The organism is Streptomyces sp. L500 (assembly GCF_054551825.1).
Genome location: NZ_JBTOLC010000073.1, coordinates 1 through 16,705, shown reverse-complemented (window position 1 = coordinate 16,705; position 16,705 = coordinate 1). Strand labels below are relative to the sequence as shown.

The window sequence follows — 16,705 nt, the reverse complement described above, 5'->3', positions numbered from 1 at the left end:
CGGTACTCGCGGGCGCCGGGCGTCGTGCCCGTGGGCGACACCCCACCGCGAGCGGCCCCCGCAGCGCCTCCGCCCGCGCCCACCCCTCGCGCCCCGGCACCACCGCCTCGGCCTCGGCCGCGACCGGGCTACCCACAGGGGTCCGTCCACCACGACGTCCTCAAGGCCCTGAACAAGAAGCGGGTGCACGGCATCCCGCTGGTCACGCTCACCCTGCTGGTCACGGCCCCGGCCGTGCTGGCGGCGGCGCTGCTGCGGCCGCGTTCGGCCTACGCGCGGCGCCGCTGACCCCGCGGCACGTCAGCGCGGCACCTCGGCCGCGCCCCCGGCGCGGATCGCGGCCAGCACGGCCTCGTGGAAGGCCCGCAGTCCCCCGGGCGGCACGGCCCGGGGGCCGCCGGTGAGCGTGTACCACTCCTCGGCGCCGGTGTACTGCACGCGGACGTCCGCCAGCCCGTCGGGGCGTCGTGCCGTGACCACGGTGAGGTCGCCGGTGACGACCCCGACGTCGTCGGTCATCGCACCACCCGGTCCGGCGGTCACCTTGTCCTCGTAGCGCTCCTGGCTCGCTCCTGTGTTCATGACGTACACGTATCCAGCATCTTGGTGAGCATGCCTCGCTCCTCCTCGGTCACGCTCAGGCCATAGGTGGACTTCACCGAGGTCCATCCCCGGCCGTAGAAGCACCAGGCGCTCTTCGCCGGGGGCTGCCACTGGTCCGGGGACTGGTCACCCTTGGAGCGGTTCGAGGCGGCGGAGACCGTGAGCAGTTGCGGGTGCGTCAGGTCGTTGGCGAACGCCTTGCGCCGCTCGTCGTCCCACTTGTCGGCGCCCGAACGCCAGGCGTTGGCCAGCGGCACGATGTGGTCGATGTCCACCTGGCCGGCCTTGTCGGCGGTCTTGTCGTCGTAGAGGCTGTGCCAGGTCCCCGCGACGGCCCGGCACTCGCCGTCCCGTTTCACGCCCCGGCCGTCCCGCTCCAGGACCGTCTCCCGGGTGTCGCACTTGTTGCCCTGCTGGGCCCAGTGGGGGAACTTGGCGCGGCTGTAGCCGGACATCGAGTGCGGCTTCTCCGTCTTCAGCGCGGCCAGTTGCTTGCGTGCCTCGCCCGCCGTCGGGAGCCCCGGCAGCGGGTCGCCCGCGCGGCTCTTCCCGTCACCCGACGGCGCAGGCCCCTTGGACGCCGGTGCCGACGTACCGGCCGGGCGCGACGGGGAGCCGGACGACGCGCTCGCGTCACCGGACTTGCCGCCGCACCCGGCGAGGGTGGCCCCCACCGCGCACACGGCGACCACCAGCGCCGCGACCCGCCTCTGACGAAGCCTCATTCTCCGACCACCCCTTCGCTCACACCACACACATCCGACATAACGTTCGATCCTACGTGCAGGCCGGCCACCGGGAGATCTTCCCCTCCCCGATCGTGTGAATCCGCTCCCGGGGCCCGGTGGCGTGCCGAGCGGCGTCCGCACAGTGGGGTGATGACGCCATGGGAAGAGGACGAGGAACGGGCCGCCGGGGTCGTCGGATACGCCACCGCCCAGCTCGGGCACACCCGGGAGTTGCTCGGCATGCTCAGCGACGCGCAGTACGTGTGCCGGCCCCATGAGGCCGGCAGCTGCGTCGCCGGGCACGTACGGCACTGCGTGGACCACTACACGGCGATCCTGGCCGGCGCGGGCGGCGGCACGGTCGACTACGACCGGCGGCAGCGCGGCGGTGTGCTGGAGACCGACCGGGGTGCCGCGCTCGCCCGGCTGGTCGATGTCTCCGCCCGGGTGGCCGCGGTGACACCGGCGGATCTCGACCGGCCCGTGGACGTCCTCAGCGTGGTGGACGCGGCGGGCACGGTCGTCCGCACGCGCTCCACCGTGGGGCGGGAGCTGCTGTTCGTCGCCCACCACGCCGTCCACCACCTGGCGGTGATGGTCCCGGTCGCCCGTGCCCTCGGCGTGGCCGTGCCCGTGGAGTTCGGGTACGCGCCCGCGACGCTCGCCTACCTCCGGCGGGCTTGAGCCGTCAGCCGAAGAAGGCCGGCCTGCGGTCGCGGGTGTGCCGGTGGAAGGCGATCCCGGCGACGACGACGGCGCCGAGGAACCACAGCGGGCCCAGCAACAGGTAGGGGAACGGGAAGGAGTCCCGGAAGCCCGCCGTGACCGCGGCCTGCATGGCCCCGTAGGACGGCAGGTAGCGGATGAAGTCGTTGTCGGCGACCGGATTGGCGACGGGGCTCTGCAGGCCGGTGTCGATGATGCTGGTCATGATGATGAGCAGCATTCCGGCCAGTTCGCCGCGCAGCGTCGCGCCGAGCATCACCCCGAAGCCGCCGTAGGTCAGCGCGCCGGTGACGAGGGCGAGGCCGAGCAGCCAGGGCTGCCGGGGGTGCCAGTAGAGGCAGACCACGGCGGTGGCGTAGGCGCTGGTCAGGACGGCCGCGAGGAGCAGTGCCACGAGCTTGCCGGCGATCAGCTGGGGGCGGGGGAAGCCGGCCATGGCGAGCCGGTGGTCGAACCGGCCCGCCGTGAAGGTGACGGAGAACATCATGAAGCCGACGATCAGGGTGACGGCGTTGAGGGCCCCGGAGATGTTGCTGAGGTTGTTGCCGGGCGCGGTGATCGTCTCGTCGGTCGCGCGCAGCAGGAACCGGACCTCGGCGGAGGTGATCACCACATGGCCGAGGGAGATCCACAGCGGGAGGTAGAAGAGGACGAGGACGAGCGCCAGCCGGTTCCGGGAGTGTTCGAGCAGCGCGTAGCGGGCGGCGGTGGAGAAGTACGTCCAGGCGGAGGTGGGGGTGGGGGTGGGGCGCACGGCCGCCTCACCCGCCCCGGCGCGCGTCGTCGGCGAGCCGTCCGGCGTCGAGCCGCCACAGGTCGTCGAACCGGCCGGCGTCGTAGGCGATGTGGGTGACGACCAGGCAGGACCGCCCCACGGCCCGGAGTTGTCCGGCCAGTTCCCAGAACCGCTGGTAGGCCTCCCAGTCGAAGCCCTGGTAGGGCTCGTCCAGGAGCAGCAGGGGCGGGTCGTGCATCAGGGCGAGGACGAGATTGAGCTTCTGCTGGGTGCCGCCGCTGAGCGTGCCGATCCGGTGCCGCCGGTAGTCGGCGAAGTGGAGGGCCTCCAGGAGTTCATGGGCGCGGTCGAGGCCGGGCAGGCCGTAGGCGACGCGGAAGAGTTCGAGGTGCTGTTCGACGGTGAAGGCGGGGTTGAGCACGGTCTCCTGGGGGCAGTAGCCGATGCGGCCGGGGCCTTTGACCACGCCCCGGTCGGGCCGGAGCCGCCCGGCGAGGATGCGCAGCAGGGTCGACTTTCCGGAGCCGTTCTCGCCGACGACCCCGGCCAGGCGGCCCGCCCGCAGCTCCATGTCGACGCCGCGCAGCACACGGTGTCCGCCGTATGCCTTGTGGACGTCGTGGACCTCCAGGAGCAGCCGTGCGTCAGTCATCGCTCCCATCCCTACCACCGGGGTGCCGCCCCCGGCGGTAGCCGGTCGGCCGGGGGCGTTCAGGAGCGGCCGATCGGCCGCGTCGCCTCGTCGGGCGTGCCGGCTCAGCCGTCGAGCGACGTCAGGTCGAGGCCGCTCAGGCGCTCGGGGTCGGCGAGGATGTCGATCTCGACGATCCGCCCGTCCGTGATGGTGAAGCCCAGGACGGCCGTGGGCACCCCGCCGACGATCGACACGATGCCCGCGGCGCCGTTGACGAGCGCCGGCCGCGACGAGCCGGCGGCGCGCTGGAAGAGGAGCGCCTGCCCGGCCACCGCGGCGGGGCCGCGCAGCTCCCGCGACGCGCCCGCGAGGCCCGTGCCGGTGTCCGCGCGGAGGACGACGTCCGGGTCGAGCAGGGTCACCAGGGCGTCGAAGTCGCCGCCTCGCGCGGCGGCGAGGAACGCGTCGACGACCTCCCGCTGCCGGCCGAGGTCGGCGTCGGGCACGGGCGCGGTGCCCCGCACCCGGCGGCGGGCCCGGCTGGCGAGCTGCCGGGCGGCCGCCGGGGTACGGCCGACCATGGGGGCGATCTCGTCGAAGGGCACGGCGAACATGTCGTGGAGGACGAACGCGAGGCGCTCGGCGGGAGCGAGCGACTCCAGCACGACGAGCATCGCGAGGCCGACGGAGTCGGACAGCAGCGCCTCGTGCTCGGGGTCGATCCCGTCGACGCCGCTGACGACCGGGTCGGGCACGTGGACGTGGACGTCCAGGGACTGCTCGCCGCGCGTGGTCCGCGAGCGCAGCATGTCCAGGCACACCCGGCCGACGACGGTCGTCAGCCACCCGCCCAGGTTCGCCACGCCCTCGGTGTCGGTGCGGGCCAGCCGCAGCCACGCCTCCTGCACCGCGTCGTCGGCCTCGCTGAGCGAGCCGAGCATCCGGTAGGCGACCGCGCGCAGGTGGGTGCGGTGGGCCTCGAAGCGCTCGGCCAGGAATTCCTCGTTGTTCATCGGTCGCTTTCTTCCGTCGGCGTTCGTCGTCCCTTTGACGAAGGAGACCGTACGGATGTGACACACCGGATCACGCGGCCGGGGTGCGGCGCACGAACGCCGGGCCGCCAGGACGATGTCCCAGCGGCCCGGCGGTGGTACGTGCACCCGTCGTGGGTAACGACGGCGGGAGCCGACGGTCACGCGCGGGGCCGGGGCTTCACGGCCCCGGTTCGAGGCGTCGTCCCCGGCCCTCCGCCGCGTCGATCAGCACGTGGGCGGTGGCCGTGGGCACGGAGAGCATCGGGTAGTGGCCGGTGGGCAGTTCGAAGAAGGTGGTGTCCTTGTCGGCCGCGGCCACAAGGCGTGGGTCGCCGGCCCGGTGGAGGGCCTCGATCATGGCGAGGGTGTTGCCGTTGGCTGTGCAGAACACGGCGGAGGCGGGCAGCCCGTCGCCCGCTCCGGTCAGGCGGAGGGGTTCGGTGAACGCGCCGTAGGGGTGGCCGACGGCGAGGCGGCGCATGCGGGCGAGGGCCGCGTCGTCCAGGCCGTCGAGGCTGCCCCACGCCGGGAGTTCGTCCCGTCCCGGCAGGGGGAAGCGCAGTCCCTCGCCCTCGGTCGCGACGCGCTCCTCGAACGCCGCCCGCCGTTGGGGGTCCATGAAGGTGTTCACGACGCTCTGCCCGTCCTGGGGCGCGGCGGCGTCGAGGAAGACGACGCGGCCGACGCGTTCCGGGCACCGGTCGGCGGCGCCCAGGACGGGGAAGATGCCGTAGCTGTGGCCGACCAGGACGACGTCGGAGAGCTCCTCGTACGCGAGGACGTTGAGGACGTCCTGGACGTGGGTGCCCACCCCGGTGCCGGCCGTGGCGAGGTGGGCGCGGTCCCCGAGGCCGGTCAGGGTGACCGGTACCGCCCGGTGCCCCGCGCGCTCCAGTTCCGCCGCGACGTCCCGCCAGGCCCAGCCGCCCAGCCAGCCGCCCGCCACCAGGACGAACACCGCCATGACACCCACCTCCCGGATCCGCCGCACCGCGTCGCCGTCGTGTGCCCGCCCGCCGCATTATGGTGCGTGCGGGCGGGCCGCGTCACCGCTGTTCGTCCAGGAAGGCGGCCAGCTTCGCGGCGAATCCGGCCGGGTCCTCAATGGGCGCGCCGTGGCCCGCGTCGATCTCGGCGTAGCGGGCGCCGAGGATGCCGGCGAGGAGCGCCTGCTGCTGCGAGGCGTCGATGAGGCGGTCGTGGGCGCTGGCGAGGACGAGGGCCGGGGCGGTGATCCGGCCCAGGAGCGGGCGCAGGTCCACCTGCCGGTCGACCTCGGTCTGCCGGATCGCGCCGGGCGTGATCATCGGTATCAGGGTGCGGATCAGCTCCTCGTTGGCCGCCGCGTCGGTGTGCTGCCAGTAGCGCGGCCCGAAGGCCATGAGGGGCAGCAGGCGCGGGAAGAGGGCGGTGCCGTGCGCGGCGTCGGCGCGCATCAGCTCCAGCCAGTAGCGGAACTCGGCGTCCATACGGACGTCGGTGTGCGCCCAGCCCGCGTGGAGGGCGAGCGAGCGGACGCGCTCGGGCCGGGTGGCGGCGAGGTGGGTGGCCACGGCCGAGCCGAGCGAGTGGCCGGCCAGGTGGAAGGTGTCCAGGCCGGCGGCGTCGGCCGCGGCGATGACCTCGTCGGCCAGGTCGGCCAGGGTGAGGGGGCCGCCGTGGTCGGTGGTGCCGCCCGAGCCCGACAGATCGGGGGCGACGACGGTGAACCGGTCCGCGACCGCCTCCGTCAGGGGCTGCCACTGCTCACGGGTGGCGGCGGTGCCGTGCACCAGGACCACCCCCGGTCCGGTGCCGGTGATGTCGTACTCGACGGTGGCGTCGCCGCCGCTGATGCCTACGGTCGTCTTGGGCATGATGGGGCTGTCTTTCCTGGTCAGAGGGGTGTGGTGGCCCTCATCCCATCGCGGACCCGGCTGCCGGCCAACCACCGGAGCGCGCTTACACTCATCGCGAAACCCGATCAATGGGGTGGGTGTGGAGATCCGGCAGTTGCGCTACTTCCTGACGGTGGCGGAGGAATTGCATTTCGGGCGGGCCGCCGAGCGACTGCACATCGTGCAGTCGGCGGTCAGTCAGCAGGTTCGCCGGCTCGAGCGCGAGCTGGGCGCCGAGCTCTTCGACCGCACCACGCGGGCGGTGAGCCTGACCGAGGCGGGCCGGCGGCTGTTGCCGCACGCCAGGGAGGTCCTGGCCGCGGAGGTCCGGGGACGGGCGGCGGTCGACGAGCTGCGCACCGAACAGGCGGCCACCCTGCGGCTCGGCACCAGCGCCGGGCTGGGCACCCGCCTGGACTCCGTCCTCGACGGGTTCGCCCGGCTGGCCCCCGGCGCCCGCCTGGAACTGGTGACGGGCGCCACCGACGCCCGGCTCCGCTCGGTGCGCTCCGGGGAGCTCGACGCGACGCTGCTGCGGGGCGAGCGGTCCGGCACGGGGCTGGAGTTCCTGCCCGTGTGGGAGGACGCGCTCATGGTCGCCCTGCCCGCCCGTCACGACCTGGCCGTCCGCGCGGTCGTCGACACCGCCGACCTCGCCGGGCTGCCGCTGCGGCTGTCCCCGCCGTCGCGCAACCCCGCCCTGTACGAGCTGGTGACCGCCTCCTGCCGGGAGGCCGGCTTCGAGCCGGTCATGGGGCCGGAGTTCACCACCGCGCAGGACACGCTGGCGACGATCGGCTTCGGCACGCCGTCGTGGACGGTCTTCTACGCGCCGCACGCGGAGCAACTTCCGGTGCCCGGGGTGGTGTTCCGGCCGCTGCGCGACCCCTCGCCGGTGATGCGGACGTTCCTGGCCGTGCGGCCGGATCCGCCGCGTGCGGTGCTGCGGGCGCTGATCGAGGCGTGCCACGGGGCGTAGCCCCGGGGCGGCCGGGGCCCCTCACCCCAAGCGGCGCCGCCCGTACACCCCGTACGTCACCGCCGCGCACACCCCGTAGAAGACCAGGAACCCCGCATACGCCCACTCGCCGTTGCCCGTGCTCTGGAACGACTGCCGGAACGCGACGTTCACCAGCACTCCCCCCAGCGCCCCCACGGCGCCGGCGAAGCCGATGAGTGTCGTCGCGCGGTCGACCCGGGTGCCGTGGACGGCCGGGATCATGCGGTAGGTCGAGCCGTTGCCGAGGCCGCTGAGCACGAACAGGGCGATGAAGCCGGCGAAGAAGACCGTGACCCAGTGGGCCCGCGCGGCGGCGAGGACGAGCGCGCTGCTCGCCGCCATGGCCGCGAAGACGGCGAGGGTGACGCGGGCGCCGCCGAGGCGGTCGGCCAGGGCGCCCCCGTACGGGCGGGCCAGTGAGCCCAGCAGGGGCCCGGCGAAGGTGAGGCCCGCGACCTTCACGGGCGTGTCGAACTGGTCGTGGAACTGCGTCTGGAGCACCAGCCCGAAGGCGAACGAGAAGCCGATGAACGACCCGAACGTCCCGATGTAGAGCAGCGAGATCCCCCAGGTGTGACCGTCGCCGGTGATCTCGCGGAGCGCGGGCCGGGTGTCGCGCACCGCCGGGAGGTCGTCCGTCCAGCGCAGGGCCGCGAGGGTGGCGAGGACGACCAGGGGGACGTAGGCGAGCGGGAGCAGGGCGGGGTGTCCGGCGCCGGCGGTGGCGAGGACGAGGAGGCCGGCGAGCTGTACGGCGGGGACGCCGATGTTGCCGACGCCGGCGTTGACGCCCAGGGCCCGGCCCTTGAGGCGCCCGGGGTAGAAGGCGTTGATGTTGGCCATGGAGGAGGCGAAGTTGCCGCCGCCCACGCCGGCCACGGAGGCGACGAGCAGCAGGGTCGTGAAGGACACTCCCGGCCTGAGCACGGCGGCCATGAGGAGGGTGGGCACCAGCAGGAGGAGCGAGCTGAGGACCGTCCAGGCGCGGCCCCCGAAGCGGGCCACCGCGTACGTGTACGGCAGGCGCAGGACGCCGCCGACGACGGTAGGCACGGCCGTGAGCGTGAACTTGCCCGCCGGGTCGATGCCGTACTCGGGGCCGAGGAAGAGCACCAGCACCGACCACATGCTCCACACCGAGAAGCCGATGTGCTCGGTGAACACGGACACCAGGAGATTGCGCCGGGCGACGCGCGAGCCGGTGCGCTCCCAGAACTCGGGCTCTTCCGGCCGCCAGTCGGTGAGCGTGCGGGTCCGGGCACGACCGCGTGCGGCCGGGACCGGCGGGGCGACCGCGCGGACCGGCCACGTCCGCAGGGATTCCGCGCCGCCGTCCTCGTCGACGCGTTCGCCCGTCCGCAGGTCGTACGTCTCCTTGTACATGGGCGAGGTCACCACCGGCACGCCGCCGAGGCTGCCGGTGAGGCCGCGCGAGATGACGTACGCGCCGCTGACGGGGTCGCGGTTGTCCAGCGCGTAGAGCGTTCCGTCCTCGTCGCGGAAGACCGCGATCTGTTCCCCGGAGACGAGGGCGGTGACGCCGCGCCCCGGGGTGAGGTCGCCGTAGCGGCAGACGGCGGTCCAGGCCGTGTCCTCGCCGGTGCCGCCGATCTCCACCCGCGCGTCGGGGTGGACGAGGGTGGTGGTGGAGTGGTCGTTCATGGGGTGCCTACCTCTTCCGGGAGGGCCGGGCGGATCTGGTCGCGCTCGGGGACGAAGCGGACGGAGGGGTCGGGGGTTCCCGGGGCGTTGACGAAGGAGACGAAGCGCCGCAGCCGGTCGGGGTCGGCGAGGGTGGCGGCCCACTCGTCCTCGTAGCCCTCTATATGGCGGGCCATCAGCTCGTCCAGTTCCCCGGCGATGCCGAGCGCGTCGTCGACGACGACGGCGCGCAGGTGGTCGAGGCCGCCTTCGAGGCGTTCGACCCAGGGGGCGGTGCGCTCCAGGCGGTCGGAGGTGCGGATGTAGAACATCAGGAAGCGGTCGATGGTGCGGATGAGGGTGTCGCGGTCGGTGTCCTGGAGGAGGAGGTCCGCGTGGCGGGGCGTGGCGCCGCCGTTGCCGCCGACGTAGAGGTTCCAGCCCTGGGCGGTGGCGATGACGCCGAAGTCCTTGCTCCGCGCCTCGGCGCACTCGCGGGCGCAGCCGGAGACGGCGGCCTTGATCTTGTGGGGGGAGCGCAGGCCCCGGTAGCGGAGCTCCAGTTCGATGGCGAGGGCCACGGAGTCCTGGACGCCGAAGCGGCACCAGGTCCGCCCGACGCAGGACTTCACGGTGCGCAGGGACTTGCCGTAGGCGTGCCCGGACTCGAAGCCCGCGTCGACGAGGCGGCGCCAGATCTCGGGGAGCTGGTCGACGGTGGCGCCGAACATGTCGATGCGCTGCCCGCCGGTGATCTTGGTGTAGAGGCCGAAGTCCCGGGCGATGGCGCCGATGGTGATCAGGCCGTCGGGGGTGATCTCGCCGCCGGGGACGCGGGGGACGACGGAGTAGGAGCCGTTGCGCTGGAGGTTGGCGAGGAAGTGGTCGTTGGTGTCCTGGAGTGCGGCCTGTTCGCCGTCGAGGATGTGGGAGGTCTCGCCGGGCCCGGCGAGGATGGAGGCGACGGCCGGCTTGCAGACGGCGCAGCCCCGGCCGGTGCCGTGTTCGGCCAGGAGCCGGGCGAAGGAGGTGATGCCCTTGACGCGGATGATCTCGTAGAGCTCGGCGCGGGTGTGGGTGAAGTGCTCGCACAGGCCGCGGCTGACCGGGGCGCCCGTCGTGGCGAGTTCGTCGGTGACGATCGAGGTGAGGAGCTTCTCGCAGCTTCCGCAGCCGGTGCCGGCCCTGGTGCGTTTCTTGACGGCGGGCGCGGTGGTGCACTGGTGCTCGCCGACGGCGGCGCGAATGGTGCCCTTGGTGACGTTGTGGCAGGAGCAGACGACGGCCTCGTCGGGCAGTGCCGCGGCGCCGGCACCGCCGCCGCCCGGCGATCCGGCGGGCCGGGGCAGGAGCAGTTGTTCGGCCGGTACGGGCAGGGTGGCGCCGTTGACCGCGAGGGGGCGCAGCGTGGCGTAGTCGTCGGTGTCCCCGATGAGGATGCCGCCGAGCAGCGAGCCGTCGGGGGCGAGGGTCAGCTTCTTGTAGACGCCGGCCCGGCTGTTGGCGTAGGTGATGTCCAGGGCGCCCTCGGTGGTGCCGTGGGCGTCGCCGAAGCTGGCCACGCCCACGCCGAGGAGCTTGAGCCGGGTGGAGGTGTCCGCGCCGGTGAACTCCCTTGAGGCGTCGCCGGTGATGGCGCGGGCGGCGGTCTCGGCCATGGCGTAGCCGGGGGCGACGAGCCCGTAGACGCGGCCGTCGACGGCCAGGGCGCATTCGCCGATCGCGAAGACGTGCGGGTCGGCGGTGCGGCAGCGGGCGTCGACGACGATGCCGCCGCGTTCGCCGACGGGCAGGCCGCAGTCGCGGGCGAGCCGGTCCCGGGGCCGGACGCCCGCCGAGAAGACGACGAGGTCGGTGGGGAAGCCGGTGCCGTCGGAGAGCGTCAGGGCGCTGACGCGTCCGTCGGGGCCGGTCTCGACGGCCTGGGCGCCGGCGCCCGTATGGACGGCGACGCCGAGGTCCTCGATCTTGCGGCGGAGCAGCGCGCCGCCGGCGTCGTCTATCTGAAGGGCCATCAGCCGTGGGGCGAATTCGACGACGTGGGTGTCGAGCCCGAGGGCGCGCAGGGCTCCGGCGGCCTCCAGGCCGAGGAGCCCGCCGCCGATGACGGCGCCGGTGCGGGCCCGGGCGGCGTCGGCGCGGATGGCGGCGACGTCCTCAAGGGTGCGGTAGACGTGGCAGCCGTCGGCGTCGTGGCCGGGGACGGGCGGCACGAAGGGGTAGGAGCCGGTGGCGAGGACGAGGGTGTCGTAGGGGACGCGGGCGCCGGAGGCGGTGGTGACGGTGCGGGCCGGGCGGTCGACGGCGACGGCCGGGTCGCCCGGGCGCAGGTCGATGCCGTGGGTGGTGAGGAAGTCCGGCGGGCACAGGGACAGTTCCTCGGCGGTGGTGCCGCTGAAGGCCGAGGTGAGGTGGACGCGGTCGTAGGCGGGCCGGGGCTCCTCCGCGAGGACGGTCACCGCGAAGCGCCCGGCCGTGCCGGTCCGCTCGTGGAGGGCTTCCAGGAAGCGCTGGCCGACCATGCCGTGGCCGACGAGGACCAGCCGGCGCGGGGCCGGGGTGGAGAGCGGGGACGTCACGCGCGGGCTCCTTAGGGGATGAGCAGGTAGGAGGGGTCTGCGGGCAGCGGTTCGTCCCGTTGCCAGGCGAGGGCGATGTCGCCCGTGGCGGCGAGGTCGCCCAGGAGGACGCCGGCGACGAGCCGGTCGCCGCGCAGGACGAGCGTGGTGGAGGTGCCGCGCGTGGTGTCGGAGTAGCGCAGCACGTCGTGGCCGGGGGCGTGTGCGGCGGCCATGTCGCCGAACGCGGCGAGCTGGAGGGGGCCCGCGGAGAGCCGGGTCAGGGGGCGGGTGCCGGTGTGGCGGGCGCCGGGGTCCGTGCCCGAGAGGTGGGCGGCGAGCGCGTCGGCCTGGGCCCAGGCGGGCCCGGTCAGTCCGTGGACGGCGCCCCGGTGCTCGGCGCAGTCGCCGATGGCGTGGACGCCGGGGGCGGAGGCGGCCAGCCGGTCGTCGACGACGACGCCGTGGCGTACCCGCAGCCCCGCCGCCCGGGCCAGCGCGGTGCGGGGCCGGACGCCGCAGGCGAGCAGGACGAGGTCGGTCTCCAGCTTGGTGCCGTCGGCGAGTTCGAGGGCCTGGACGTGATCGGTGCCGTGGAGGGTGACGGGCCGGGCGGCGAGGTGGGTGGTGATGCCGAGGGCGGCGAGCTGTCCGCGCGCCATGCGCGCGGACAGGCCGTCGAGGTGGCGTTCCATCAGCCACGCGCCCCGGTGGACGATCGTGGTGGGCGTGCCGAGGGCGGCCAGGGCGCGGGCGGCACTGACGCCGAGCACGCCGCCGCCGATCACGACGGCGTGGGTGGCGCGCCGGGCGGCGTCGGCCAGGGCCCGGCAGTGGGCGAGCGTGCGCAGGAGGTGGACGCCGCCGGGTTCCCGGTCGCCGTCGCGCAGGCCCCGCAGGGGCGGCAGGACGGGGGCGGCTCCGGTGGCGAGGACGAGGGTGTCGTAGGACTCGGTGGTGCCGTCGGCCAGGGTGAGGGAGCGGACGGCGGGGGCGACGGCCGTGACGCGGGTGCCGGTGCGCAGGGTGGCGCCCTCCCCCAGCGGCAGGCCGATGCCGTCGGGGTCGTGGCGGCCGGCGAGGACGTCGGCGAGGAGGGCGCGGTTGTAGGGCGCGTCCGGCTCCGCGCCGTACAGCGTCACCTGAACCGCGCCGGGGGGTGTGCGGGCGAGGAGTTGCTCGGCGAAGCGGGCGGCGGCCATGCCCGCGCCGACGACGGCGACGCGGCGGGTGTGCGTGCCGGCGCTCGTGTTCACGCGCCGGCCTCGGCTTCGGCGGCCTTCTCCACCCGTACCGCGCAGACCTTGAACTCGGGCATGCGCGACTGGGGGTCCAGGGCGGGGTTGGTGAGGGTGTTGGCGCGGCCGGGTCCGTCCCAGTGGAAGGGCATGAAGACGGTGTCGGGGCGGATGGCCGCGGTGATCCTGGCGGGGGCGACGGCGCGGCCGCGCCGGCTGGTGACGGCCAGGACGTCGCCCTCGCCGACGCCGAGGCGCTCGGCGAGGTGGGGGTGGAGCTCTACGAACGGGCCGGGGGCGGCCGCGTTGAGCTCGGCGATCCGGCGGGTCTGGGCGCCGCTCTGGTACTGGGCGGTGACCCGGCCGGTGGTGAGGTGCAGGGGATAGGCGGGGTCGGGCTCCTCGGCCTGCGGGCGGTGGCCGGCCCCGGCGAACCGGGCCCGGCCGTCGGGGGTGGCGAAGCGGTCGAGGAACAGGCGTGGCGTCCCCGGGTGCGCGGGGTCGGGGCAGGGCCAGAAGACGCCGTTCTCGGCGCGGATGCGGGCGTAGTCGATGCCCGCGTAGTCGGCGGCGCCGCCCGCCGAGGCCCGGCGCAGCTCGTCGAAGACCTCCTGCGGGTCGTCGGGGAAGCCCCGGGTGGTGCCCAGGCGCGCGGCGAGCTCCTTGAGGAGGGTGAGATCGGTGCGGACCCCGGGGGGCGGGGGAACGGCCGCCTGGCGGAGGATGACCCTGCCTTCGAGGTTGGTGGTGGTGCCGGTCTCCTCGGCCCACTGGGCGGCGGGCAGGACCACGTCGGCCAGTTCGGCGGTCTCGGAGAGCACGACGTCGCTGACGGCGAGGAAGTCCAGCGCCCGCAGCCGCTCGGTGACATGGGCGGCGCGGGGCGCGGAGACGACGGGGTTGGAGCCCATGACCAGCAGGGCCCGGATGCCGTCGGGGGTTCCGGCGCGGTCGAGGAGCTCGTAGGCGGAAGGGCCCGGTCCGGGAAGGGAGTCGGGGTCCACGCCCCAGACGGCGGCGACGTGGGCGCGGTCGGCGGGGTCGGTCAGGGAGCGGTAGCCGGGGAGCTGGTCGGCCTTCTGCCCGTGCTCGCGGCCGCCCTGTCCGTTGCCCTGGCCGGTCAGGCATCCGTAGCCGCTGCCGGGGCGCCCGGCCTTGCCGGTGGCCAGGCAGAGGTTGATCCAGGCGCGGACGGTGTCGGTGCCCTTGCTGTGCTGTTCGCTGCCGCGTGCGGTGAGGACCATGCCGGTGCCGGCTCCGGCGAACATGCGCACCGCCTCGCGCAGTCGTGACACCGGCACCCCGGTGATCTGCTCCACCCGCTCGGGCCAGTGAGCCATGGCGGTGGCCCGGGCCCCTTCGAAGCCGGTGGTGCGGGCGGCGATGAAGTCCTCGTCTAGATGGCCGTCGGCGATCACCAGGTGCAACATCCCCAGGGCGAGCGCCAGATCGCTGCCGGGTACCGGGCGCAGGTGGAGGTCCGCCTGTTCGGCGGTGCGCGTCCGGCGGGGATCGACGACGATCAGCCGGCCGCCGGCCTCGCGCATGCGGGTGAAGTAGCGCAGCGCGGGCGGCATGGTCTCGGCGGGGTTGGCCCCGACGAGAACGACGCAGCCGGTCGTGGCGATGTCCTCCAGCGGAAAGGGCAGGCCGCGGTCGACGCCGAAGGCCGCGCGGTGGGCGGTGGCGGCCGAGGACATGCAGAAGCGGCCGTTGTAGTCGATGTTCGGGGTGCGCAGGACCACGCGGGCGAACTTGCCGAGCGCATAGGCCTTTTCGTTGGTCAGCCCGCCCCCGCCGAAAACGCCGACGGCCGCGTTTCCGTGGCGTTCGGCGGCCCGCCGGAGACCGTCGGCCGTCCGGCCCAGGGCCTCGTCCCAGGACGCCTCGCGCAGGGTCCCGTCGTCGGCGTCGCGGACCAGGGGCGCGGTCAGGCGGAGGGCACGGGCGAGGAGGGCGGGCGCGGTGCGGCCCTTGCCGCACAACGCGCCCTGGTTGACGGGGAATCCGGGGCGTTCCTCGACGTCGACCGGCGGGGCGGTAGGCGGCGTGCCGCCGGGACCGGTGGGTCGCGGCCGCAGTCGCATGCCGCACTGCAACGCGCAGTACGGGCAGTGGGTGTCGGTCGGGGCCATACACCGAGCATGGGTCCCGCCGGTTACACGGCCGGGTCCGAGATGTTGCGGCCGCGGCACGAATTCCTCACGCCCCGGCGGCGGCCGTGTGATGTGGGTGGCATCCGCATTTAACATGAGCCGCGCACATACTGACGCCGCCATGACAGTGCGGCAACTCGCCGGTAACACAGCGCCGCGAGCCTGGGCCCATGAGTACGGGGAACACGACCGCCGGCCGGGACACCGGGGCGGTGGGACCGCTGACGGGTTTCACGATCGGGGTGACGGCGGACCGCCGCCGCGAGGAGCTGGTGGCGCTGCTCGTGCGCCGGGGCGCCCGTGTCGTCGAGGCCCCCGCCCTGCGCATCATGCCACTCGGTGACGACGCCGCGCTGCGCCGCGCCACCGAGCGCTGCCTCGAAGCCCCGCTGGACTACGTCGTCGCCACGACGGGCGTGGGCTGGCGCGGCTGGGTGAGCGCCGCCGAGGGGTGGGGGACGGCCGACGCGCTGCTGAGCGCGTGCCGGGGCGCCACGGTCGTCAGCCGGGGCCCGAAGGCCACCGGCGCGGTACGGGCCTGCGGCTTGGCGGAGGCGTTCGCGCCCGGGACCGAGGCCAGTCACGAGGTGCTGACGTGGCTGCTCGCCCGGGACCTCGACGGCCGCCGGGTCGCCGTCCAGGAACACGGGGCGCCGCTGCCGGACTTCACGGCCGCGCTGCGCGAGCGGGGCGCGGAGGTGATCGAGGTCCCGGTCTACCGGTGGGGGCCTCCGGAGGATCCCGGCGCGGTCCGCCGCCTCGTGGAGGCCACCACGCGCGGCGAGGTGCAGGCGCTGACGTTCACCAGCGCCCCGGCCGCCGTGGCCCTGCTGGAGGCGGCCGCGGCGGCCGGGCAGCGGGAGAGGTTCCTGGCCGCGCTGCGCGAGGACGTGGCGGCGTTCTGCGTCGGCGAGCTGTGCGCGCACCCCCTGCGGGAGGCGGACGTGCCGGTGCGCTGCCCGGAGCGGAGCCGGCTCGGGGCGCTCGTCCGGACGCTGGAGGACGTCCTGTCCCGGCGCGGCCGCCGGGACCTCAGCCCCGCGCCGGATCCCCTGGTGCTCCAGGGCAACGCGCTCCTCGGCGACGGCGCCCCGGTGTGGCTGCCGCCCCTGCAGGCCGCGGTGCTGCGCGCCCTCGCCGAGCGCCCCGGCCAGGTGCTCAGCCGCACCGAACTGCTGGTGCGCGCCTGGCCCGACGGCCGCGCCGACCGGCACGCGGTCGACATGTCCATCGCCCGGCTGCGCAGGGCCCTGGGCCGCCACGCCGCCTTGGTCCGCACGGTCCCGAAGCGGGGCTACGCCCTGGCGGGGGCGTGATGGCCGGGCCCGCCCCCGTTCTCGTCGCCGCCGCGCACGGCACACGGGATCCGGCCGGGGTGCGGACCGTGCACCGGCTGCTGGAGCGGGTGCGGGCCCTGCGGCCGGGGCTGTGGGTGGAGTGCGGGTTCCTGGGACTGGCCGCGCCCTCGCTGCCGGACGTGCTGGAGCGGGTGGCGGGGCCCGTCGTCGTGGTGCCCGTGCTGCTCGGGCCCGGCTATCACGTCCGCGTCGACATCCCCGCCGTGCTGGACGCCGTCGGCGCCGGTCACCGGGCCGTGCCGGCGCCGGCGCTGGGCCCGGACGCGCTGCTCGCCGAGGCCCTGTCGGGGCGGCTGCGCGAGGCGGGCTGGTGCGGCCGGGCGCCCGGCGCGGCCGTGGTGCTGGCGGCCGCCGGGTCCCGGGACCCGGCGGCGACGGCGGCCACGCGCGCCATGGCCGGGCTGCTCGGCACGCGG

Annotated in this window: 15 protein-coding genes and 1 pseudogene; 5 read left to right on the top strand and 11 right to left on the bottom strand. The window is 74.8% G+C overall.

What is annotated here, in order from left to right; genetic code table 11:
• Positions 1–288, top strand: a pseudogene (locus ACX9I7_RS31475) (hypothetical protein); the annotation flags it as partial.
• A 12-nt stretch (positions 289–300) separates the two neighbouring features.
• Here ACX9I7_RS31475 and ACX9I7_RS31470 read toward each other — a convergent pair.
• Complete coding sequence (locus ACX9I7_RS31470; RefSeq protein ID WP_189449970.1) at positions 301–582, bottom strand: hypothetical protein; 282 nt, start codon at positions 580–582, stop codon at positions 301–303.
• Positions 579–1,328, bottom strand: a complete 750-nt coding sequence (locus ACX9I7_RS31465) for an HNH endonuclease family protein (RefSeq protein ID WP_459389251.1) — start codon at positions 1,326–1,328, stop codon at positions 579–581. The genes ACX9I7_RS31470 and ACX9I7_RS31465 overlap by 4 nt, the downstream gene beginning before the upstream one ends.
• A 153-nt stretch (positions 1,329–1,481) precedes the next feature.
• Between ACX9I7_RS31465 and ACX9I7_RS31460 the strand changes: the two genes are divergently transcribed.
• Complete coding sequence (locus ACX9I7_RS31460) at positions 1,482–2,015, top strand: DinB family protein (protein WP_459389250.1); 534 nt, start codon at positions 1,482–1,484, stop codon at positions 2,013–2,015.
• Between the two features lie 4 nt (positions 2,016–2,019).
• Here ACX9I7_RS31460 and ACX9I7_RS31455 read toward each other — a convergent pair whose 3' ends face one another.
• From ACX9I7_RS31455 to ACX9I7_RS31435, 5 genes are all read right to left on the bottom strand, one after another.
• A complete protein-coding gene (locus ACX9I7_RS31455; RefSeq protein ID WP_387569793.1) occupies positions 2,020–2,811 on the bottom strand; it encodes an ABC transporter permease in 792 nt (263 codons plus the stop codon).
• Between the two features lie 7 nt (positions 2,812–2,818).
• Positions 2,819–3,424, bottom strand: a complete 606-nt coding sequence (locus tag ACX9I7_RS31450; RefSeq protein ID WP_387570266.1) for an ABC transporter ATP-binding protein — start codon at positions 3,422–3,424, stop codon at positions 2,819–2,821.
• A gap of 125 nt (positions 3,425–3,549) precedes the next feature.
• The gene (locus ACX9I7_RS31445) at positions 3,550–4,440 is read right to left on the bottom strand and encodes a sigma-70 family RNA polymerase sigma factor (RefSeq protein WP_387569791.1); all 891 of its coding nucleotides are present in this window, start codon (positions 4,438–4,440) and stop codon (positions 3,550–3,552) included.
• 199 nt (positions 4,441–4,639) lie between these two features.
• Positions 4,640–5,425, bottom strand: a complete 786-nt coding sequence (locus ACX9I7_RS31440) for an alpha/beta fold hydrolase (protein ID WP_459389249.1) — start codon at positions 5,423–5,425, stop codon at positions 4,640–4,642.
• 82 nt (positions 5,426–5,507) lie between these two features.
• Positions 5,508–6,317, bottom strand: a complete 810-nt coding sequence (locus ACX9I7_RS31435; RefSeq protein ID WP_459389248.1) for an alpha/beta fold hydrolase — start codon at positions 6,315–6,317, stop codon at positions 5,508–5,510.
• Positions 6,318–6,438: 121 nt separating this feature from the next.
• On the opposite strand from ACX9I7_RS31435, the gene ACX9I7_RS31430 reads away from it, so the two are divergent.
• Complete coding sequence (locus ACX9I7_RS31430; RefSeq protein WP_459389253.1) at positions 6,439–7,317, top strand: LysR family transcriptional regulator; 879 nt, start codon at positions 6,439–6,441, stop codon at positions 7,315–7,317.
• Positions 7,318–7,338: 21 nt separating this feature from the next.
• On the opposite strand, the gene nirD is transcribed toward ACX9I7_RS31430, so the two are convergent.
• From nirD to ACX9I7_RS31410, 4 genes are all read right to left on the bottom strand, one after another.
• A complete protein-coding gene (nirD, locus tag ACX9I7_RS31425) occupies positions 7,339–9,000 on the bottom strand; it encodes a nitrite reductase small subunit NirD (protein WP_459389247.1) in 1,662 nt (553 codons plus the stop codon).
• A complete protein-coding gene (gene nirB / locus ACX9I7_RS31420) occupies positions 8,997–11,501 on the bottom strand; it encodes a nitrite reductase large subunit NirB (protein WP_459389252.1) in 2,505 nt (834 codons plus the stop codon). The genes nirD and nirB overlap by 4 nt, the downstream gene beginning before the upstream one ends.
• Before the next feature lie 68 nt (positions 11,502–11,569).
• Positions 11,570–12,793, bottom strand: coding sequence for an NAD(P)/FAD-dependent oxidoreductase (locus ACX9I7_RS31415; RefSeq protein WP_459389246.1), 1,224 nt, complete (start codon positions 12,791–12,793; stop codon positions 11,570–11,572).
• Positions 12,790–14,910 carry a molybdopterin oxidoreductase family protein gene (locus ACX9I7_RS31410; protein WP_387569778.1) on the bottom strand — a complete coding sequence of 707 codons (2,121 nt, stop codon included), beginning with the start codon at positions 14,908–14,910 and terminating at the stop codon, positions 12,790–12,792. The genes ACX9I7_RS31415 and ACX9I7_RS31410 overlap by 4 nt, the downstream gene beginning before the upstream one ends.
• Before the next feature lie 191 nt (positions 14,911–15,101).
• On the opposite strand from ACX9I7_RS31410, the gene ACX9I7_RS31405 reads away from it, so the two are divergent.
• Positions 15,102–16,247: a uroporphyrinogen-III synthase gene (locus ACX9I7_RS31405; RefSeq protein ID WP_459389245.1), complete on the top strand. Its 1,146-nt coding sequence runs from the start codon at positions 15,102–15,104 to the stop codon at positions 16,245–16,247.
• The coding region (locus ACX9I7_RS31400; RefSeq protein WP_459389244.1) for a sirohydrochlorin chelatase at positions 16,247–16,705 on the top strand (459 nt) is incomplete at its 3' end. The genes ACX9I7_RS31405 and ACX9I7_RS31400, both read left to right, overlap by 1 nt.